At 72.1% G+C, this 19596-nt stretch carries 15 protein-coding genes and 1 pseudogene; 10 read left to right on the top strand and 6 right to left on the bottom strand.

Annotated features, from left to right (window positions below; all coding sequences use genetic code 11):
* Nucleotides 1-11: 11 nt before the first annotated feature.
* Complete coding sequence (locus OPF83_RS07960) at nt 12-1751, bottom strand: type VII secretion protein EccE (RefSeq protein WP_264886817.1); 1740 nt, start codon at nt 1749-1751, stop codon at nt 12-14.
* A 103-nt stretch (nt 1752-1854) separates the two neighbouring features.
* On the opposite strand from OPF83_RS07960, the gene eccB reads away from it, so the two are divergent.
* On the top strand, nt 1855-3288 hold the full coding sequence (eccB, locus tag OPF83_RS07955) for a type VII secretion protein EccB (protein ID WP_264886816.1): 1434 nt from the start codon (nt 1855-1857) through the stop codon (nt 3286-3288).
* 37 nt (nt 3289-3325) lie between these two features.
* Here the strand turns inward: eccB and mycP are convergent, their stop codons facing one another.
* Together mycP and eccD are read right to left on the bottom strand one after the other, a co-directional pair.
* Nucleotides 3326-4747, bottom strand: coding sequence for a type VII secretion-associated serine protease mycosin (gene mycP / locus OPF83_RS07950; protein ID WP_264886814.1), 1422 nt, complete (start codon nt 4745-4747; stop codon nt 3326-3328).
* Nucleotides 4748-4757: 10 nt separating this feature from the next.
* Complete coding sequence (gene eccD, locus OPF83_RS07945) at nt 4758-6224, bottom strand: type VII secretion integral membrane protein EccD (RefSeq protein ID WP_264886813.1); 1467 nt, start codon at nt 6222-6224, stop codon at nt 4758-4760.
* Between the two features lie 143 nt (nt 6225-6367).
* Between eccD and eccCa the strand changes: the two genes are divergently transcribed.
* The gene (eccCa, locus tag OPF83_RS07940; protein ID WP_264886812.1) at nt 6368-10585 is read left to right on the top strand and encodes a type VII secretion protein EccCa; all 4218 of its coding nucleotides are present in this window, start codon (nt 6368-6370) and stop codon (nt 10583-10585) included.
* 42 nt (nt 10586-10627) lie between these two features.
* Here the strand turns inward: eccCa and OPF83_RS07935 are convergent, their stop codons facing one another.
* Nucleotides 10628-11497, bottom strand: coding sequence for an A/G-specific adenine glycosylase (locus tag OPF83_RS07935; RefSeq protein ID WP_264886867.1), 870 nt, complete (start codon nt 11495-11497; stop codon nt 10628-10630).
* Nucleotides 11498-11586: 89 nt separating this feature from the next.
* Between OPF83_RS07935 and OPF83_RS07930 the strand changes: the two genes are divergently transcribed.
* Both OPF83_RS07930 and OPF83_RS07925 read left to right on the top strand, forming a co-directional pair.
* Nucleotides 11587-12240, top strand: a complete 654-nt coding sequence (locus tag OPF83_RS07930) for a carbonic anhydrase (RefSeq protein WP_264886811.1) — start codon at nt 11587-11589, stop codon at nt 12238-12240.
* Between the two features lie 105 nt (nt 12241-12345).
* Nucleotides 12346-13011 carry a hypothetical protein gene (locus tag OPF83_RS07925; protein WP_264886809.1) on the top strand — a complete coding sequence of 222 codons (666 nt, stop codon included), beginning with the start codon at nt 12346-12348 and terminating at the stop codon, nt 13009-13011.
* Nucleotides 13012-13022: 11 nt separating this feature from the next.
* Here OPF83_RS07925 and disA read toward each other — a convergent pair whose 3' ends face one another.
* Nucleotides 13023-14072: a DNA integrity scanning diadenylate cyclase DisA gene (gene disA / locus OPF83_RS07920; protein WP_375546230.1), complete on the bottom strand. Its 1050-nt coding sequence runs from the start codon at nt 14070-14072 to the stop codon at nt 13023-13025.
* A gap of 91 nt (nt 14073-14163) precedes the next feature.
* Nucleotides 14164-14736: a hypothetical protein gene (locus OPF83_RS07915; protein WP_264886808.1), complete on the bottom strand. Its 573-nt coding sequence runs from the start codon at nt 14734-14736 to the stop codon at nt 14164-14166.
* Nucleotides 14737-14934: 198 nt separating this feature from the next.
* Here OPF83_RS07915 and OPF83_RS07910 point away from each other — a divergent pair, with 198 nt between their 5' ends.
* The 6 genes and pseudogenes from OPF83_RS07910 to OPF83_RS07885 all read left to right on the top strand — a co-directional run bounded on the left by OPF83_RS07910 (nt 14935) and on the right by OPF83_RS07885 (nt 19581).
* A complete protein-coding gene (locus OPF83_RS07910; protein ID WP_264886807.1) occupies nt 14935-15429 on the top strand; it encodes a CarD family transcriptional regulator in 495 nt (164 codons plus the stop codon).
* Between the two features lie 17 nt (nt 15430-15446).
* Nucleotides 15447-16196, top strand: a pseudogene (gene ispD / locus OPF83_RS07905) (2-C-methyl-D-erythritol 4-phosphate cytidylyltransferase); the annotation flags it as partial.
* A gap of 116 nt (nt 16197-16312) precedes the next feature.
* A complete protein-coding gene (ispF, locus tag OPF83_RS07900) occupies nt 16313-16795 on the top strand; it encodes a 2-C-methyl-D-erythritol 2,4-cyclodiphosphate synthase (protein ID WP_264886806.1) in 483 nt (160 codons plus the stop codon).
* Between the two features lie 78 nt (nt 16796-16873).
* Entirely contained in the window at nt 16874-18319 is a 1446-nt protein-coding gene (cysS, locus tag OPF83_RS07895; RefSeq protein ID WP_264886805.1) for a cysteine--tRNA ligase, read from the top strand.
* Nucleotide 18320: 1 nt separating this feature from the next.
* A complete protein-coding gene (rlmB, locus tag OPF83_RS07890; RefSeq protein ID WP_264886804.1) occupies nt 18321-19289 on the top strand; it encodes a 23S rRNA (guanosine(2251)-2'-O)-methyltransferase RlmB in 969 nt (322 codons plus the stop codon).
* A 100-nt stretch (nt 19290-19389) separates the two neighbouring features.
* Nucleotides 19390-19581, top strand: coding sequence for a hypothetical protein (locus OPF83_RS07885; protein WP_264886803.1), 192 nt, complete (start codon nt 19390-19392; stop codon nt 19579-19581).
* Nucleotides 19582-19596 lie beyond the last annotated feature (15 nt).

The following is a 19596-nucleotide window of genomic DNA, read 5'->3' as shown; positions in this document are numbered from 1 at the left end:
AGAGGAGCTGATCAGACGTACTGCGCCTCGTCGCGCAGTTCGAGGAGTCCGAGGTGCATCCGTCTGCCGTCGGCGGTCACGGTGAGCGACCCGGCCGCGTCCCCGACGTTCTCGGTCAGCTGAACCGCCGCGCGCGGGGCCCGGCCGCCCGGTGGGGTCACCGTGAGGACGGGGGCCCCGCCCGGGAGGGTGGAGGGGAGCTCTCCGGAGGCGCCGCCGGTCGATGCGGTGGGGTCGGTGGAGGTGGCGTCGACGACGACGAGGCCCGGCGTCCACCCGGGGTCGCCACGGTCGTCGGGGTGACTGCCGTTGGGGTGACTGCCGTTGGGGTGACCGGCGTCGGGGTGACGCACGACGAGCCGGTGCCCGCGGGAGTGCAGTGCGCCCCACGGGGTCGGATCCTCGGTGATCACCTCCACGGCGATCCCGGCGGACAGGGCGCGCGCCGTGATCAGACGGGCCGTCCGGGCGGTCCCCACCAGGGACATCCGGCGCGCGTGCCCGGGCAGCCCGAGGCGCACGGCCCGTCCGTCGGCGTCCACTCCGAGCAGTGGGTGCGTGCCGTCGAGGACCGGGGAGACCGCCGCGAGGGCGGGTGCGGTGTCCCGCTGCGGCCGTAGGGACGAGTCGGCCCCGATGCCCGGTCGCCCGGGAGCAGTGGCGAGCGGGTCGCCTCCGGCGCGCGGGTCCAGCAGGCGGGTTCCGGTGGGGGCGTCGGCGCCGGGTGGAACGGTCACCGCCGCGCACCAGTGGAGTCGGCCCGCGCGGTCGCGTCCCCGCAGTGAGATCCAGGTGGCTCCCGCGTGGGAGCGGGCCAGTGCGTCGATCCGGAGCACGCCGGCGACCCCGGAACCCGCGACCCCGGAACCCGCGACCCCGGACGCAGCGACCCCGGACGCCGGGTCGACGGCCGCGGTAGCGGCGTCCGGCGTCTCCCCACCGTTCGGCGTCCCCGCACCGGTCGGCCCCGCCGCGTACCGGCCCCGTCCCGTGTACCGGGCGATGTCCCTGTCGATCCCGGCGGAGTCGAGCGGGGTCACCCCGAGTCCCTCGCCGCCCAGCCGCAGCGCGAGTCGACGGGTCACGGTGACGAGCGTGCGCACCGCGCCGTCGTCCCCGCCCCCACGGCGGTCCACGGCGGCGGGGTCGAGAGCGGGGTCGAATCTGAGGGTGATCCAGGCCGTCCGGTCGCCCTCGCCGACCCCGACCGGGGCGACGGTGACGTCGATCGAGTGCAGGTCGACGTCGTACCGGCTGAGGTGGTCCGAGAGCAGGTCCAGCGGGATGGTCGCGGCCGGGCGCGTGCCGTCCACCACGAGGACGGGCGAGTCCGGGCGGACCGCGAGGACCGACACCAGCAGTCGGCCGTCGCGGATGACCCCCATCGTGGACCCGTCCGGGAGGTCCACGGCCAGGGGCGCCGGATCGGCGACGGTCCGGCCGCCCCGGTGCACCAGGCGCTCGACGGGGGAGTGATCGCGCCACCGGATGGTCAGGGCGAGTGCCGCCACCGCCACGATCACCGGGACCACCCAGACGGGCACCCCGTGCGGGGCGAGCAGAACCCCCGCCACGAGCGCCGGGCCCAGGGCGAGGACCTGCACGGTCACGATCGATCCGGGCGAGAGCCGGTTGAGCGGCGTCGGGTTGGACCGGTCCGGCACGGTGCCCTCGAACCCGGCGGGCGGGCGCACGCGTGTCCTCCCGTCCCGGATCACCACCGCGTCGTCCCCGTGATCGCCCGTGCTCATCGACAATCCCCGATTCTCGTCATCACTTCGCCAGTGCCACTTGGTCGCCGTCGATTCACTAGGGTAGCCGTGGCGACGAGCGCAGACAGACGGGGGAAAATCCATGGCGGCACCGCTGACCACCAAGCCACAGGTCAACGGCTATCGGTTCCTGGTGCGGCGGCTGCAGCACGCCCTCATGCGCCGGGACCCGAGGATGATCCACGATCCGATGCGCTCGCAGAACCGTTCCGTCATGGTGGGCCTGGCGCTGGCGGTGCTGGTCCTGCTGGGGTGCGGGATCCTCGCGCTGTTGCGACCGCAGGGCGCCGTGGGTGATTCCTCGATCGTGCTGGCCAAGGACTCCGGCGCGCTGTATGTCCGGGTCGGGGACCGACTTCACCCCGTGCTCAATCTCGCGTCCGCACGCCTCATCGTGGGCGAGGCCGAGTCCCCGACCGACGTCAAGGACGACAAACTGGACGAGTACCCCCGCGGGCCGATGCTCGGTATCCCCGGGGCCCCGTCGGCTCTCGACACCGGCGGCGGGGCCGTGGACTGGACCGTCTGCGACACGGACGCGGAGGGAACCGTGACCACGGGCGTGGTGGCCGGTCCGACCGACGCCGCCGGTGCGGCGCCGACCGGCCCGGGTCAGTCCGTGTTGGCCACGGGCGGGGACGGTACGTACCTGCTGTATGAGGGACGTAAGGCGCGGGTCGACACCGCGGACACGTCCCTGATGCGGTCGCTGGGCCTGGCCGACGCCACACCGCGACCGGTGAGCACCGGGCTGCTCGACGCGCTCGAGGACTCCCCGCCGCTGGCGGTCCCGGAGGTACCCGACCGTGACTCCGCCGGCGCGCTGGACGGGTTCGGGGTGGGCACGGTCGTGCGGGAACCCGGCACCGACGGCGACACCTATCACCTCGTGTTGTCCGACGGCGTCCAGCCGATTCCGGTCACCGCGGCCGCGGCCCTGCGCGCCGCGGACTCTTCCGGTCGCGCCGAGATGCCCGAGGTCTCCCCGGAGCAGATCGCCGCGGTGTCCGTGGTGCAGCGACTTCCCCTGGACCATTTCCCCACGGCGAAGCCCGAACTGCTCGAGGCCGACGCCGAGCCGGTGACGTGCGTGCTGTGGCACCGGGCAGACGGTGACCCGCGAGCCGAGCTCAGCCTGCTGTCCGGCCGTGACCTCCCGCTGCCCGAGGGCGTGGTGCCCACACCGCTGGCCGGGGCCGACGGCGGCGGCGACCACACCGACTGGTTCGCCAGCCCCGACTCCACCGGCTGGTTCGCCCAGGTCACCGACTCCTCGGGCGAGGCACGGCGCGCCGAGTCGCTCGGCTATATCTCCGCCACCGGGACCCGCTTCGAGATCCCCGACGCCGGTGTGGCCGAGGTGTTGGGTCTGGGGGCCGCCCCCACCCCGATCCCGTGGTCGATCGACCGGCTCCTCGCGCCGGGCCCGCTGCTCAGCCGCGAGACGGCGCTGGTCGCGCACGACGGCGTGGGGCCGGACTCCGTACCCGTGCCGATGCAACTGCGCGGCGGCTGAGTCGGAGCGGGCGGCACGGACCGCCGTCGCCCGGGTGTCAGTACGTGTCGTCCACGGCGTCGACGGTGACGTCCGGGCGGGGCTGGCGCCGGACGGCCAGGGCGATCGCCCAGCCTCCGCCGGCGAGCACGAGCAGAAGGCCCGCACCGGAGAACGCGAGGATCGTCGGGAGCGGATCCGGCCCGGGATCGGGCTCCGGCTCGACGAACTCCACCGATCCGACCCCGGACTCGGGGATCGTGGTGTCGGTGAGTGCGGCCACGGGGTCGATCACCCCGGCGCCTGTCCGCTCGTCGTGACCGGATTGCGGGGCGTGCGAGGTGGCCTTGATCCGGTTCATGATCTCGTCGGGCCCCGCGTCCGGGAAGCGTTCACGCAGCAGGGCGGCGAGCCCGGAGACGTACGCGGTCGAGAAACTGGATCCGGCGAACGGGGAGAGACCGTCGGCGGTCTGCTGCCGGTTCACCAGCCCGGTGGCGCCGGGTGCGGGGTCCAGCGAGACGATGTCCGTGCCGGGCGCGGCCACGCCCAGCCACGGTCCCCGGATGCTGAACGGCACGGCACTGCCGCGCGCGTCGACCGCCCCCACGGTGAGCACCTGGTCCGACCACCGGGCGGGGGAGACGTGCGTGGAGACGGTGTTCCACGCCGGTGCGTGCGGACTGGCCGGGTCGGCGAGAGGGTTCTGAGCTCCGCACGGGCCGTTGCCCTGGAGGTTGCCGGCAGCGGCCACCACCACCACGCCACGGTCGTGCGCGAAACGCAGGGAGCGGCCCAGCATGTCGTCGTCCAGCGCTTCGGCGGATGGAGCGCACGCCACCTGGGAGATGTTGATCACGGTGGCGCCCAGGTCGACCGCGCGCACCACCGCTGCGGCGAGGGTCGTCACGGTTCCGTAGCCGTCGCCGACCTGCTGGTACTCGGGCAGGGACCCGCGCTCGGCCGGGCCGAAGGCCAGGCTGGACTGTCGGATGGAGAGGATCTCGGCGTCGGGGGCGACACCCGCGAACCCGTCGTCAGCGGACGGCGCGGCCGCGATGAGGCCGGCGACGATCGTGCCGTGGCCGTCGCAGTCCTGGAGACCGTCGCCATCGGAGACGTAGTCGCCGCCGGGCTGGACCGGGCCCAGCCGGGGATGCGGGGTCACGCCGGTGTCGATCACGGCGACCTTCTGGCCGCGGCCGGTCGCCAGCTCCCGGGCACGGTCCAGGTCGAGGATCTGGCTCGGGGCGGGCACCTGCGAGGCGTCGCCGGAGAACTCGGGGGCCGCACACTCGGATGTCCGCTCGGTGGGGGACGGGGGTTGCGGGGGACCACCGAGGATCGGGCCCTCCGTCGCCACGGGTGGGCCCGCCGACTGGGCGAGCGCAGCCGGTGCGCCGGTGGAGGCGGCCACCCCGAGGACCGCGGCCACGGCGAGCGGCGCGGCCGCCACCCGCAGCCGGGGGCGTGAACTCACGTCCCGCCCCTCACAGGTTCCGGACCAGGGCGTACAGCCCGAGGATCCAGAACAGGAGCGGGATGATCGAGCAGAGCAGCAGGTACTCGCCGATCTCGACGAGCCGCCGGGTGGTGGGGGCGTGCTCGGTCCGGGGCACGACCACGCCAGACCACAACGCCACCGGGGCCAGCAGCACCATGAGTGCCAGCCCGATCGACAGCGCCGGCTCGGACCCCGCCACGGTGAAGCTGTAGGCGACCCCGGCCAGGACCACGGCCCCGCACGAGATCAGGACGGTCGCGCGCGTGAGGTCGGAATGCGAGCGACCGCGCGCGGCCACGACGAGCCCGAACACTGCCGCCAGTGCCACGGCCTGCCACCGGTACGAGGGCCCACCGGGCAGCATGAGCAGCGCAGCCACAGTGAGGGACAGGGCCGAGCCCACGGTGACGCCGGTCAGGACGCTGTCCGCGCGGTGAGCCCGCTCGGCCAGTCGTGTGGCGGAGGGCAGCGTGGTGGCGCCCACCGCGCCGACCGCCTCGATGGTGGGACGGGAGTCGTCGTCGCCGGGATCGATCGGATCGCCGGCGGTGGGCACCGGCGGCACCGGGAGGCGGCCCACCGCGATGGCGATCCTGGGCCCCAGGGCCAGGACCAGCAGGGCCACGGCGGCGGTGCCCGCGGCGACCGGCCGCAGCGGGAGGTCGGTGAGCAACGTCACCGCGGCGGCGACGGCCGTGATCGCGCCGGCGGTCGTGGCCGCGGTGAACTCCGGTTCGCCTGCCCCGATCACGCGCATGAGTGGCAGTGACGCCGCGGTCACCACGGCAGCGGCGAGAAGCAGGTGCGCGGCGCCGGGGGTGCCGGGAAGTGCCAGTCCGGCCCCGCCCGCCACCACCGCGACCCCGCCGACCCCGAGGACCCGCGCGGTGGTCCTGTCGGCGTACACCAGCGAGGACAGCACCGCCGTCACCAGCAGGCCGGCCCCGATGAGGGCCACCGCGAGAGGCGGCACCACCGAGGCGCCTCCGGCCCGCGTCTGCCACAGCGTGGCGAGCGTAGCGAGGAGTCCCACGAGGAACACCGCATAGCCGGTCCGGCGGGCTGCCGTGGGACTCCACGAGCTCTCGTCCCGTCGGAGGGTGGCCACCGCGTCGATCACGTCGTCGAACAGGGCCGGCGGTTGCGCAGAGTCCGCGCGCTGGAGGATCACCAGGTCGCCGTCCCGGATCCCGGCCTCCGTCAGGGAGACTGCCGGGTCGATGGGAGCGTGGCCGATGGTGGCGATCGACCAGTGCCACGTCCGGTCCTCCGGCTCCGGCTCGAGCTCCGACCGGGCGGGGGCACGGGACTCCACGAGTGCCACGAGGTCCGGTACTAGCGCCCCCACCGGGACGTCCGCGGGGAGTCCGAGGTCGATCTGGGTGTCTCCGCCGACCACGGACACGCGGCACAGCGCCGCGCCCCCGGTCGGCTCCCCGGTCTGAGCAGTCACCAGCGACAACCCCCGTCTACGTTGTGTGGCAGCATGTTCCGTCGTTTCCGGGGACACTGTAGCGTCGTGGGGTCCCGGACGGTCGGGGGCAGGGCACACCCGTGGACCGATACCGGTCGGAGTACGAGGAGGGGACTTCCAGGGTGACCACCGAAGCGTTCGTGCGAAGGCCACGACTGGCCCCACCCCGTATACCCGGTGGCGAGGTACCCCTCACCGCGCCGCCCGAGGTCCCGCGGCCGGTCCCGGGCAACCTCATGGCCAAGATCATGCCGGTGATCCTCATCGTGGCGGTGCTCGGCATGCTCGCCCTGTTCTTCACCATGGGTTCATCCATGATGCGCAACCCGTTCATGATGATGTTCCCGCTCATGATGCTCGTCTCGATGGGCGGCATGCTCGCCTCGGGCCGCCAGAACGGCGGGAAGCGGCCGGCGGAACTGGACGAGGACCGGAAGGACTACCTCCGGTACCTCGAGCGCACCCGGCGCGAGGTAGGGCAGACCGCCGCCGCCCAGCGCGCGGCTCTGGAATGGAACCACCCCGAGCCCTCCGCGCTGCTGACCTCGGTGGGGTCACGGCGAATGTGGGAGCGCCGCCCCTCGGACCCGGATTTCGTCCACGTCCGCCTCGGAGTGGGCAGCCAGCGGCTCGCGACCCGTCTGCAGCGACCGGAGACCGGGCCGGTGGAGGACCTGGAGCCGGTCTCGGCGGTGGCGTTGCGCCGATTCGTGCGCACGCACTCGGTGGTCCACGGACTCCCGGTCTCCCTCAACCTCCGGGCCTTCCCCGCGGTGAACATCGATGGCCCCTCCGAGGACACCCGCGCGTTGGTCCGGGTGATGCTCTGCGAGCTGTGCACGTTCCACGGGCCGGACGACCTGCAGATCGCCGTGGTGACCGGGGACCCCGACGATCCGCAGTGGTCGTGGGCCAAGTGGTTGCCGCACCTCGGCCATCCCACCGAGGTGGACGGGATGGGTCCCGAGCGGATGTTCTACACCTCGCTGGGGACTCTCGAACAGTCCCTTGAGGACGAGATCGCCGACCGGAGCAGGTTCAGCCGCTCGGCCAAGCCTGATCCGGACCGCCCCCACCTGGTGGTGGTGATCGACGACGGGTTCGTCGACGGCACGGAGCGGCTGGTCGGCGAGTCCGGCTACGACGGGGTGACGGTGCTCGACCTGACCGCCCCGGAGTCGGGCCTCGCCGTCCGCCGGGGTGTGCAACTCGTCGTGTCCGGCCGCACGCTGGCAGCGCGCAGCGCGGCGGGGACGGAGGAGTTCGCGACGATCGACCGGTTCCCGGTGGCGCAGGCGCAGACCCTCGCGCGCCGGCTGGGCCGCCACCAGCTCGCGAGCGCGGCCCGGTTGGTGGATCTCGGCGCCGATCCGACCGGGCCGGCCAAGGGCCTGATGTCCCTGCTCCGCATCCCCGACGCGGCGGCCATCGAGCCGGCCGACGTGTGGCGTCCGCGCACGGCCCGGGAGCGGCTGCGCGTGCCCATCGGGACAACGGTCGACGGCCGCCCGGTGGAGATCGACATCAAGGAGGCCGCCGAGAACGGCATGGGTCCGCACGGCCTGTGTATCGGTGCCACCGGTTCGGGTAAGTCGGAGTTCCTGCGCACGCTCGTGCTGTCGATGGTCACCACGCACTCGCCGGACGCGCTCAACCTCGTGTTGGTCGACTTCAAGGGCGGCGCGACATTCCTAGGTCTCGAATCGCTGCCGCACGTCTCGGCGGTCATCACCAACCTCGAGGGCGAGTTCGATCTCGTGGACCGGATGAAGGATGCGCTGTACGGCGAGATGACGCGCCGGCAGGAGCTACTGCGGGCCGCGGGCAACTTCGCTAACGTCGGTGACTACGAGAAGGCCCGCGCTGCGGGAGCGCCGCTGGATCCGCTGCCGGCCCTGTTCATCGTGGTGGACGAGTTCTCCGAGCTGCTCACCCAGAAGCCGGACTTCGCGGAACTGTTCGTGGCCATCGGCCGCCTCGGCCGTTCGCTGCAGATGCACCTGTTGCTGGCCTCGCAGCGGCTGGAGGAGGGCAAGCTCCGCGGGCTGGACAGTCACCTGTCGTACCGGATCGGCCTCAAGACCTTCTCCGCGAGCGAGTCGCGCTCGGTGCTCGGCGTCGTCGACGCCTACCACCTGCCCGGCACCCCGGGTGCGGGCTACCTCAAGACCGATTCCGACGACCTCACCCGGTTCCACGCCGCGTACGTGTCGGGTCCGTACGAGACTCCGGTGATCGACGACGACGACGAGCGCACCGGCCCCAGACTGCGTGCCGTGGAGTTCACCTCGATCGGCGTCCCGCTACCCGAGCTGCCGGAAGCGGCACCCGACACCCGGGATGCCGACCACGATGTCTCCGCCCAGGCCGGGCCGGCGGACGTGGCCGGGGCGTCGGACTCGTTCGGCGGCACGGGTGCGTTCGCGGGGCTGCCCAGCATGGCGGACCTCCTGGACGACTCCCCGCCCCACCTCGACGCCGACCCCGGTCCCGACGCCGCGCCCGCCGCCGGTGACGGCGCCGCCACCGGCGGGGAGCACACGCCCAAGTCGCTGCTGGACGTGGTGGTGGACCGCCTTCGCGGCCACGGCCGGCCGGCCCACGAGGTGTGGCTCCCGCCGCTGGACGAGCCGGAGTCGGTGGACGTCCTACTCGGCGGGCCGGTCGATGTGCCGGTGTCCGCGGCCGACGTGCCTACGTTGACCTGGCCGGTCGGCACGGTCGACAAGCCGTACGAGCAGCGGCGGGACCCGTTCCTGGTCCGGCTCGACGGCGGCGCCGGCAACGTGGCCGTGGCCGGCGGGCCGCAGTCGGGCAAGTCCACGGCGTTGCGCACGCTCATCATGTCCGCGGCCGCCACCCACGCGCCCGAGCTCGTCCAGTTCTTCTGCGTGGACCTCGGCGGCGGTTCGCTGGCGGGTCTGCGCGACGTCCCGCACGTCGGGTACGTCGCCGGCCGGCGGGACCTGGACGGGATCCGCCGCTCGGTCGCCGAACTCACCACGCTCCTGGCCGAGCGTGAGGCCCGGTTCCGCCGACTCGGGCTGGAGTCCATGACGGATTTCCGTCGGCAGCGGGCCGAGTACCTCGCGCTGGAGCCGGCTGAGCGTGCGTCGCACCCGTTGCACGGGGACCGGTTCGGCGACGTGTTTCTGGTGATCGACGGCTGGGCGACGTTCCGGGGCGAGTTCGAGGAACTTGCAGAGAAGGTCACCGCGCTCACCTCGGGGGGCCTGTCGTACGGGATACACGTGGTGGTGTCGGTGTCCCGGTGGGCGGAGCTCCGCTCGACGATGAAGGACTTCATGGGCACGCGGATCGAGCTCCGGCTCGGCGATCCGGGCGAGTCCGAGGCCGGACGGGTCAAGGGCGCGCTGGTGCCCGAGGGCCGGCCGGGTCGCGGCATCGTGAAGTCGGGGCTGCACACGCTCATCGGACTCCCGCGGCTCGACGGTGGTTCGTCGGTGGCCGATCTGGCCGAGGGCGTCCGCGCGGCAGCGGCGGACCTGAGGGCGTTGTACGGCGATCGTGCGGCGCCGCCGGTGCGGTTGTTGGCCGATGACATCCCGCGGTCGGCGGTGCTCGCCGAGATCGAGGCGGCCGGTGCCCGGATCCGCCCGAACCGGGCGTTGCTGGGGATCGGGGAGAACGCCCTCCAGCCGGTCACCCTCGACTTCCGGACGCAGCCGCATTTCATGGCGTTCGCGGACGCCGGTTCCGGCAAGACCACGGTCCTGCGGAACATCGTCGAGTCGATCGTGGCCACCACGACCCCCGAGGAGGCCAAGATCCTGCTGGTGGACTACCGGCGTTCCCTGCTCGGGGTGGTGCCGGACGATCATCTGGCGGGCTACATCTCGTCGGCCAAGTCCGCGCAGGCCCTCATCCCGCAACTCGTCCCGTACTTCCAGAAACGGCTCCCCGGTGACGACGTGACGGCCGAGCAACTGGCCACCCGCTCGTGGTGGACCGGGCCCGAGATCTACGTGGTGGTGGACGACCACGATCTGGTGGCCCCCTCGGCGGGCGCCGATCCGCTCTCTGATCTCCACCAGTTCTTCCCGCAGGCGCGCGACGTGGGCCTGCACATGGTGGTGACCCGCCGGATGGGCGGCGTGAGCCGGGCCATGTACAGCGGCACCATCGCCAAGCTCCGGGAGCTGTCGGTGGACATGCTGGTGATGTCGGGGTCGCGGGACGAGGGCAACATCGTGGGCAAGCTCAAGCCGAGCCCGCTGCCGCCGGGCCGCGGCACGCTGGTCTCGCGGGACTCCGGGACGCAGATGATCCAGGTGTGCTCGGTGCCCCCGGTGGTGTCAGCGATCCCGGGCGACGACTGAGCCGTCAGGCCTCCCCGAGGGTTTGTGGGTGCCCGCCGTGACTCAGCCCGGCAGCGCGTACCCGCCGTCGACGCGCGCGACGAGCCCGTCGTCGACCAGCGAGGCCAGGGCCCGCCCGCGCTGGACCGGGTCCGGCCACACGGCGTCTAGGCGCGCGGCGGTCGCGGTGCCGTCGCCGTCGCGCAGCACGTCCAGCAACATGCCGCGCACCTGGCGGTCGGTCCCGGCGTAGGTCTGGGCCTTGCGCCGGGGGCCGTCCCACTCGGGTTTCCCGGCGGCGACCCAGGCGCACGTCGGCGCGAGGGGGCAGGCATCGCAGTCGGGGGAGCGGGCGGTGCACACGAGCGCGCCCAGTTCCATCACCGCGACGGAGAACGCGACGGCCTCCTCTCGCCGCGCGGGCAGGAGTGCCTCGACGGCAGCGAGGTCGCGACGGGTCGACGGCGGTCCGGCCTCGGCGACCCCGTTCACCGCGCGTGCCACGACGCGCCGCACGTTGGTGTCGACCACCGGGACGGCTCGGCCGTGGGCGAAGCACGCCACGGCGCGCGCGGTGTAGTCGCCGACGCCGGGCAGGGAGAGGAGGTCGTCGACCTCGGTGGGGACCTCGCCGTGGAATTTTTCGACGACGACGACGGCGCATTCCCGCAGCCGCAGCGCGCGGCGGGGATAGCCGAGTTTGCCCCACATGCGGATCACGTCCGCGGGGGCGGCGGCGGCGAGTTCGGCCGGGCCCGGCCATCGTGCCAGCCACTCGCGCCAGACCGGCTCGACCCGGGCGACGGGCGTCTGCTGACTCATCACCTCGCAGAGCAGGATCTCCCAGGCGCTCACGCCGTCCTTGCGCCATGGCAGGGCCCGGCCGGCACCGGCGAACCAGTTCAGGAGTGCCGGGGTGTCGATGGCGGCCACGGGATCGGAGGAGGGGCCGCGATCGGAGGAGGACCCGCGTTCGGAGGTCAATTTCCTGCCTCTCCTGCAGCGTGTGCACAATATGAGGCATGCCTCACACCAACCCGATCAGCGCCTGGGCCTCGCTCCGCGACGGCAACCGTCGTTTCGTCAAGGGCGAGATGCGTCATCCGAGCCAGAATACCCAGCGGCGAGAGGATCTCGTCGCCTCGCAGCACCCCAAGGCCGTGCTGTTCGGGTGTTCGGATTCGCGGGTGGCGGCGGAGATCATCTTCGACCAGGGGCTCGGCGACCTGTTCGTGATCCGCACGGCGGGGCACATCATCGACACCGCGGTGTTGGGGTCGATCGAGTATGCGGTGCATCTTCTGGATACCCCGCTCATCGTGGTGCTCGGTCACGACAGCTGTGGTGGCGTCGCCGCCGCCGTCAACGCGCTCCGGACCGGTGAGATCCCGCCGGGATTCCTGCGGGATGTGGTGGAGAAGGTCTCGCCGTCGATCCTCAACGGTCGCCGGGAGGGACTCACGAGTACCGACGACTACGAGGCCCGCCACATCCTCGAGACCGGCGAGCTGTTGCAGCAGCGGTCGAAGATCATCAGCGACCGGATCGACGCGGGGGAGCTGGCGATCGTCGGGGTGACCTACAAGCTCAACGACGGACGGGCGTACCTCCGCAGTGTGATCGGCGATGTCGAGGACATCCCGCACGGTCCCGGCGAGGAGATGGTCGCGGTCTGACGCGCGGCCCGGTCTGCCGGCGTGGGACCGCCCCGTCTGCTTGCTTTGCGGGACACGCCGCATCCCAGGTCCCAGGTGCGTGGGTCCGCCTCTAGAGTTGGCCTCGTGCACGAACCACAGGGCCCCCTACCGCGCGAAGTCTATGTGCGCCGTCGTTTCGCGGCTGTCGTCGTGGCGGTGGTGGCCGTCATCGTGGTGATCCTGGCACTGTTCCTGGCCTCCCGCGACTCGGGTACGGACACCCAGGAGACCGCGGGCAGCGTCGATCCTGATTCGGCGGAGGCCGTCGAGACCACTGACACCACGGCCACGACGACCAAGGAATCCGACGAGGACGACGACGGCGGCGCCTCCCGTGGCCGCTGCGCGAACGAGGATCTCCGCCTGGACGTGTGGCCGGCTGAGCCCAACGTGGTCGCCGGCGAGGACGTCCGGTTCTTCGTCAACATCATCAACACCTCCGAGACGACCTGCGACCGCAACCTGTCGGAGGCCCCGCTGTCGTTCGAGGTGTACCGCCTCGACGACAACACGAAGATCTGGTCGAGCATCGACTGCACCACCCCGCGCGAGGAGGACGAGGTGGACCTGCGTCCGGGCGAGCCGGAACCGCGTCAGATCGACTGGTCGGGCCGTCGCTCGGCCGAGGGGGCGTGCTCCGAGGGCGACCGCACCCCGGTCGAGGTGGGCGCCTACCAGGTGTACGCGCTGGTCGGAAGTGTGTTCAGCCCCGCAGCCACATTCAACGTGGTCGAGGCTCCCGAGTCCTGAGCGGAGTCCCTTCAGCCGGTGACGAGGCCGGTGAGTCGCTGGCGGACGTGCTTGGCCCACAGGGCGCCCACACCCTCGACGTCGGCGAAGTCCGACTGCTCCGCCTCCAGTAGCGCCGTCACCGATCCGAAGCGTTCCACCAGGGCCGCGATCTGTACCGGCCGGAGCCGGGGGATGTGCGCGAGCATGCGGTGACCGCGCGCGGAGACCTGTGCGTCCAGGTCCTCCGGCTCGGCCGGCAGGCCCAGGCACCGCGCGACCGGGCCGGGGAGCAGCAGATCGGCGTCGGACAGGGCCGAGAGCCGTTCGAGGGCGGCGGCGACCTGCTCGGAGGAGGGGCGGTCGCTGTGATCCGGGTCGACGTCGGTGCCGACGTGGGTGCCGGCTGCGTGCTGTCCCGTCACGAGGTAGTCGGCGACCAGCCCCCACAGTTCGTCGGGGGTGTCCGAGAGCAGTTCCTCGAGTTGCAGCGTGGTCTGCCGCCCGTACTCGCCCATCTCCACCGCGAGTTCGGCGAGTTCCGCTCCCAGACGCTCGAGGCGCAGGAGCCGCTGGGCCATGGTGATCACGTCCCGGACGGCGGCATACCCACCGATCTCTGCGCGGTCGAGCCGGTCGCGGGCCCGTGCCGTACGGGCGCCGTGTCGTTCCATGGCGGCCACGGACTGGTCGGCCCGCGCCAGGAGCACCACGGGGTCGGCGAGGACCTTGGCACGGTCACCGGAGTACACGGTCACCGTGGTCATGGACGCGGAGACCGCGATGGCCGGGACACTCGTGTGCCGGGCGGTCCGCTCGGCGGCGCGGTGGCGCGTGCCGGTCTCGCTCGCCGGGAGGGTGGGGTCGGGGACCAGGTGGACGTTGGCCCTGGTGATGCGCGTTCCGTCCGTGGAGAGGACGACGGCGCCGTCCATCTTGCTCAGCTCACGGAGCAGTGCCGGGGTGAACGGGACGTCCAGAACGACCCCTCCGTCACAGATCGACTGGACGTCGGAGTCGTCTCCTAGTACGACGAGGCCGCCGGTGCCGCTACGGCGGATCCGGTCGAGCGCGTCGCGCAACGGCGTGCCCGGGGCGACGCGCCTGAGAACGCGGACGAACTCGGGATCGAGTGGCGAACCGTCAGCCGAGCGGGCGGAGAGGGCGGACGTCTCAGTGTCCCTCAGTCGCGGCGGCGGTCTCGGCCGGGCGGGTGAACTCGCCGACCTCGACGAGCTCGGCCACCACGGCGGCGTCGGTCTCGATCTGGTCGCCGTTGCTGAAGCTGACCGTGGCGGGGACGGAGACGCCGATGTTCAGGTCGTCCGCGTTCGGGACGGTGGCGGTGGCGTGCTCGAGGCAGAGGCCCTCGATCTCCGGGCCGGCCTCGGCGTCCTCGGTCGCGTCGAACTCGATCGAGCAGCCGCGCTGCAGAGGCGCGAGGGCGCCGAGCTGGACCTGGTTGCCGTCGATCTCGAGGGAGTCGACGGAGACCTCGTCGCCCAGGCCGTAGCCGGTGTACGAGATCATGCCGCCGACGCGGGCCTGGCCGCCGTCCTCGGAGATGACGACCTGGAGGTCGTTCAGCGTCAGATCGCCGGCCTGGCCGCGGCCACCGTCGACTGCGGCGACCTGGTTGGCGGTCTGCGAGATCTGTCCGGCACTGCACGCGGTCATTCCGAGGGCCGTGCCCGCGGCCAGGACTACGAGCGCGGTGCGGCGCAGGCCGGTGTTCAGTGAAGTCACGTCAGGCTCCTCGGGGAATATTCGTCTCTCAGGCGCGTCTCATCGTAGTCCACGGCTGTTCGTGACCGGTGCCGGAGTGGCCCCGTTCCACCCGGTTGACTGCCCGGATTGGCTGCGCACGGTGCTGACCTGCGCAAACAGAAACCATGTTCCCTGAGGTCGTGCTAAGATGGCTCAGTCGAAAGGGGAAAGCCACTCATGGAGTTCAAGGTCGGCGACACCGTCGTCTACCCGCATCACGGCGCCGCGACCATTCAGGCGATCGAGATGCGGACGGTCAAGGGCACCGAGAAGGAATACCTCGTCCTCAAGGTCTCGCAGGGTGATCTCACGGTGAAGGTGCCGGCCGAGAACGCGGAGTACGTCGGTGTTCGTGACGTGGTCGACCAGGCGGGCCTCGACAAGGTCTTCGAGGTCCTGCGCACCGAGCACGCGGAGGAGCCCACCAACTGGTCCCGCCGCTACAAGGCCAACGGCGAGAAGCTCGCCTCGGGCGATGTGAACAAGGTCGCCGAGGTCGTGCGTGATCTCTGGCGTCGCGATCTCGACCGTGGTCTGTCCGCGGGCGAGAAGCGCATGCTGGCCAAGGCGCGCCAGGTGCTCGTCGGTGAGCTCGCGCTCGCCGAGCAGTCGGATCCCGAGCGTGCCGAGGCGGTCCTCGACGAGGCGCTCGCCACCGCCGTCACGGCGTAGTTCGTCCACCACGTCAGGTGACGCACCCGGCTCGACACGGCCACCCCGCCCCCACGGGCAGGGTGGCCGCTGTCGTGCCCGCCGCGGGGTCGGGGGTCCGCCTCGGCGCCGGTCTCCCCAAGGCGTTCGTCGAACTCGACGGCAGGACCATGCTCGAGCGCGCCGTCGCCGGACTGCTCGGCTCCGGGGTCGTCGACGACGTGGTGGCTGTGGTCCCCGACGATCGCGTGGACGAGTCCCGGGAACTGCTGGCGCCGCTCGGGGTGGACGGCCACGTCGTCGTCGTCACCACCGGCGGAGCCGAGCGCACCGACTCGGTGCGTCACGGCCTCGCGGCACTGACCACCGCCCACGTCGCGCCTGGGAGCGACGCCGCCGCGCAGGGCAGTGGCACGGCGGGCTATGACGTCCTGCTCGTCCACGACGCGGCGCGCTGCCTCACCCCAGCCGATCCGATCCGGCGCGTGGTCGAGGCGGTGCGCGCGGGCGAGGTCGCGGTGGTGCCCGTGGTCCCGGTCGTCGACACGGTCAAACAGGTCGACGCCTCCGGTCACGTGGTGGGCACCCCCGACCGCGCGGCACTGCGCGCCGTCCAGACCCCGCAGGGCTTCGCGCCACACGTGCTGCTCGCCGCCTACGACGCCGCCGGGGAGGTGGCCACCGACGACGCCGGGCTCGTCGAACGGCTCGGTCACCGTGTGGCCACGGTCGACGGTGACCCGCTCGCGTTCAAGGTCACCACCGGCGAGGACCGCCTGCGCGCCGAGATTCACCTGGCCTCCGAGCGCAGCCTCGCCGACGGCCCGCAGTCCATCAGCTTCGGCTGGCGTCCCTACCGGCCCGAACCCGGCTCCGAGCCGCCCCCAGACCCCGAGGAGAACCCATGACCGGTCCCGTCATCCCGCGCGTGGGGATCGGCACCGACGCCCACCGCGTCGAGCCCGGTAAGCCCTGCATGATGGCCTGCCTGCACTTTCCCGACGACCACGGCTGCGAGGGCCACTCCGACGGCGACGTGGTGGCGCACGCCCTCGTCGACGCCCTGCTGTCCGCCGCCGGGCTCGGTGACCTCGGGTCGATGGTCGGCACCGGGCGGCCCGAGTATGACGACGTCTCCGGCGAGCGTCTGCTCCGCGAGGCCGTGGAGCTGCTGGCACGCGAGGGCTGGACCATCGGCAACGGCGCCGTGCAGATGGTCGGCAACCGGCCCAAGATGGGGCCGCGGCGGCTCGAGGCGCAGGAGCGACTGGGCGAGATCATCGGCGCGCCCGTCTCCGTCTCGGCCACCACCACCGACGGTCTGGGGTTCACCGGCCGCGGCGAGGGAGTCTTCGCCACCGCGACGGCACTGGTCTACCGCGCCTGAGCCTGCAACCGCGCCGCGCGTGGGGAGCGGGAAGCGGAAAGCGGGAACGACGGCGCGGCACCGGTAGACTCGGCCACCGTGACACTCCACCTGTATGACACCGCCACCCGAACCCTCCGGGAATTCACCCCCGTCCGGGAAGGGCACGCGTCTGTCTACCTGTGTGGAGCCACCCCGCAGTCGGCGCCGCACATCGGGCACGTGCGCTCCGGCGTGGCCTTTGACATCCTCCGCCGCTGGCTGACCGCCGCCGGCTACGACGTGGCGTTCGTCCGCAACATCACGGACATCGACGACAAGATCCTCACCAAGGCCGCCGAGAACGGTCGCCCCTGGTGGGAGTGGGCGGCCACGCACGAGCGCGAGTTCACCCGGGCCTACGACGTGCTGGGCGTGCTGCCGCCGTCGACCGAGCCGCGGGCGACCGGGCACATGACGCAGATGATCGACTACATGGAGCGGCTCATCGAGCGCGGCTTCGCCTACCCGGCGGAGGGCTCGGTCTACTTCGACGTGGCGGCGTGGTCGGCGGCGCCGGAGGGCGATTACGGTCACCTGTCCGGCCACAAGCTCGACGAGGTGGACCAGGGCGAGTCCGCGGAGCTGCGCGGCAAGCGTGACCCCCGCGACTTCGCGCTGTGGAAGGCGGCCAAGGAGGGCGAGCCCAGCTGGCCCACACCGTGGGGCGACGGCCGTCCGGGCTGGCACCTGGAGTGCTCGGCCATGGCCACCTGGTACCTCGGCGGCACGTTCGACATCCACGGCGGCGGCCTTGACCTGCAGTTCCCGCATCACGAGAACGAGGCCGCCCAGTCCCACGCCGCCGGCGACGGGTTCGCCCGCTACTGGCTGCACAACGGCTGGGTGACCATGGCCGGCGAGAAGATGAGCAAGTCTCTGGGCAACGTGCTCAGCGTGCCGAACATCCTCACGGCGGTCCGGCCCGTCGAGCTGCGGTACTACCTGGGCAGCGCGCACTACCGCTCGATGCTGGAGTACTCGCCGGAGGCGCTGCAGGAGGCGGCCGCCGGGTACCGGCGGATCGAGGCGTTCGTGAAGCGGGTGGCGGAGGTGGCCGGCTCGTCCGGCTCCGCTGCTCCCGGCTCCGCAGTGCCGGTCGGCGCGTGGACCGACGGGTTCGCCGCCGCAATGGACGACGACCTCGGCGTCCCGGCCGCGCTGGCCGAGATCCACGGGCAGGTCCGTGCGGGCAACACCGCGCTGGCGGCCGGCGACACGGAGGCGGCCGTGGCCGCCGCCTCGTCCGTGCGGGCCATGGCGGGCGTGCTGGGCGTGGATCCGCTCGACGCCGGGTGGGCTGCCCGTGGTGGGGACGACGACGACGACACCGCCGTGGCACTCGACCTCCTGGTGCAGGCCGAGCTCGCGGCACGTCAACAGGCACGGGCGGACAAGGACTTCGCCACCGCCGATGCGATCCGGGACCGGTTGGTCGCGGCGGGCATCGAGGTGGCCGACACCGCGGACGGCCAGAAGTGGTCGCTCGCCAACCGGAAGGACTGACATGGCGGGCAATTCGAGCAGGCGCGGAGCTATTCGAAAGGCGGGGACCAAGAAGGGCCAGGTCGTCGGCTCCGGCGGTCAGCGGCGCCGCGGCCTCGAGGCGCGTGGCGCCACTCCCAAGGCGGAGGACCGGACCTATCACCCGGCGCATCGGCGGGCCAAGCAGGCCGACCGTAAGGCGCAGGGTGCGCAGCAGCGTCGTCGGCAGGCGGAGAAGCAGGCGGACGGGCCCGAGTTGGTGGTGGGTCGTAATCCGGTCGTCGAGTGCCTGCGTGCCGGCGTCCCCGCGACCGCGCTGTTCGTGGCCGTGGGTGCCGAGAACGACGAGCGTCTGACCGAGGCGGTCCGTATCGCCGCGGACAAGGGCATCTCGATCCTCGAGGTCCCCCGCACCGACCTGGACCGGATGACCTCGAACGGCATGCACCAGGGGATCGGTCTGCAGGTCCCGCCGTACGAGTACGCGGACCCGCGTGTCCTGCTCGAGAGCGCGATGAACTCCTCGACTCCGGCGTTGCTGGTCGCGCTGGACAACATCACCGATCCCCGCAATCTCGGCGCCGTGATCCGCTCGGTCGCGGCGTTCGGTGGGCACGGTGTGCTGATCCCGGAGAGGCGCAGCGCCTCGATCACCGCGGTCGCGTGGCGTACCTCGGCGGGTGCCGCGGCGCGTCTGCCTGTCGCCCGTGCCACGAATCTCAACCGGACGCTGTTGGAGTGGGCCAAGTCGGGGGCGCAGCTGGTCGGCCTCGACGCCGGCGGCGACGTCTCGCTCGACGACTACGACGGCACCGGCCCCACCGTCATCGTGGTGGGCTCGGAGGGCAAGGGCCTGTCGCGTCTGGTCCGCGAGAACTGCGATTCGATCCTGTCTATCCCGATCGCCTCGGACGTGGAGAGCCTCAATGCCTCCGTCGCCGCGGGCGTGGTGCTCTCGGAGTTCGCGCGTCAGCGGCGCACGCAGAAGTAGCGCCGACAGCCGCGGCCGATCAAGCAACGCGAGAGGCGCGACTGGTCAAGTACAGTCCATGGCGCACTTGACGATTGAACTCTGATCAAAGGAGATCGGAATGCTCGGTTCGCTGTATAACGGGTCGATGGAGATTGCCAGCGGCATCGCCAACCAGTTCCCCGCGCCGGAGGGCGGCGGCATCAGCCTCGGCTCGCTGATCGTCGGTTCCGCCATGGCGCCGTGGAGCCTCGTCCAGGCTGGTGCGCAGGCGTTGGGGATCCCGATGGAATGGCTGATTCCCGCACCCTGACGCGCCTCTCCGCCG

Source organism: Dietzia sp. NCCP-2495 (assembly GCF_026011735.1).
In the GTDB taxonomy this organism is placed as follows: domain Bacteria; phylum Actinomycetota; class Actinomycetes; order Mycobacteriales; family Mycobacteriaceae; genus Dietzia.
The sequence above is the reverse complement of the archived record's forward strand: the minus strand, read 5'-3'. Positions and strand labels throughout refer to the sequence as shown.

Bases quoted from the DNA above. Each gene is read 5' to 3' on its own strand.
- OPF83_RS07960 (WP_264886817.1), bottom strand. From the start codon at position 1,751: ATGAGCACGGGCGATCACGGGGACGACGCGGTGGTGATCCGGGACGGG.
- eccB (WP_264886816.1), top strand. From the start codon at position 1,855: ATGGCGGCACCGCTGACCACCAAGCCACAGGTCAACGGCTATCGGTTC.
- OPF83_RS07930 (WP_264886811.1), top strand. From the start codon at position 11,587: ATGCCTCACACCAACCCGATCAGCGCCTGGGCCTCGCTCCGCGACGGC.
- OPF83_RS07910 (WP_264886807.1), top strand. From the start codon at position 14,935: ATGGAGTTCAAGGTCGGCGACACCGTCGTCTACCCGCATCACGGCGCC.
- ispF (WP_264886806.1), top strand. From the start codon at position 16,313: ATGACCGGTCCCGTCATCCCGCGCGTGGGGATCGGCACCGACGCCCAC.
- rlmB (WP_264886804.1), top strand. From the start codon at position 18,321: ATGGCGGGCAATTCGAGCAGGCGCGGAGCTATTCGAAAGGCGGGGACC.
- OPF83_RS07885 (WP_264886803.1), top strand. From the start codon at position 19,390: ATGCTCGGTTCGCTGTATAACGGGTCGATGGAGATTGCCAGCGGCATC.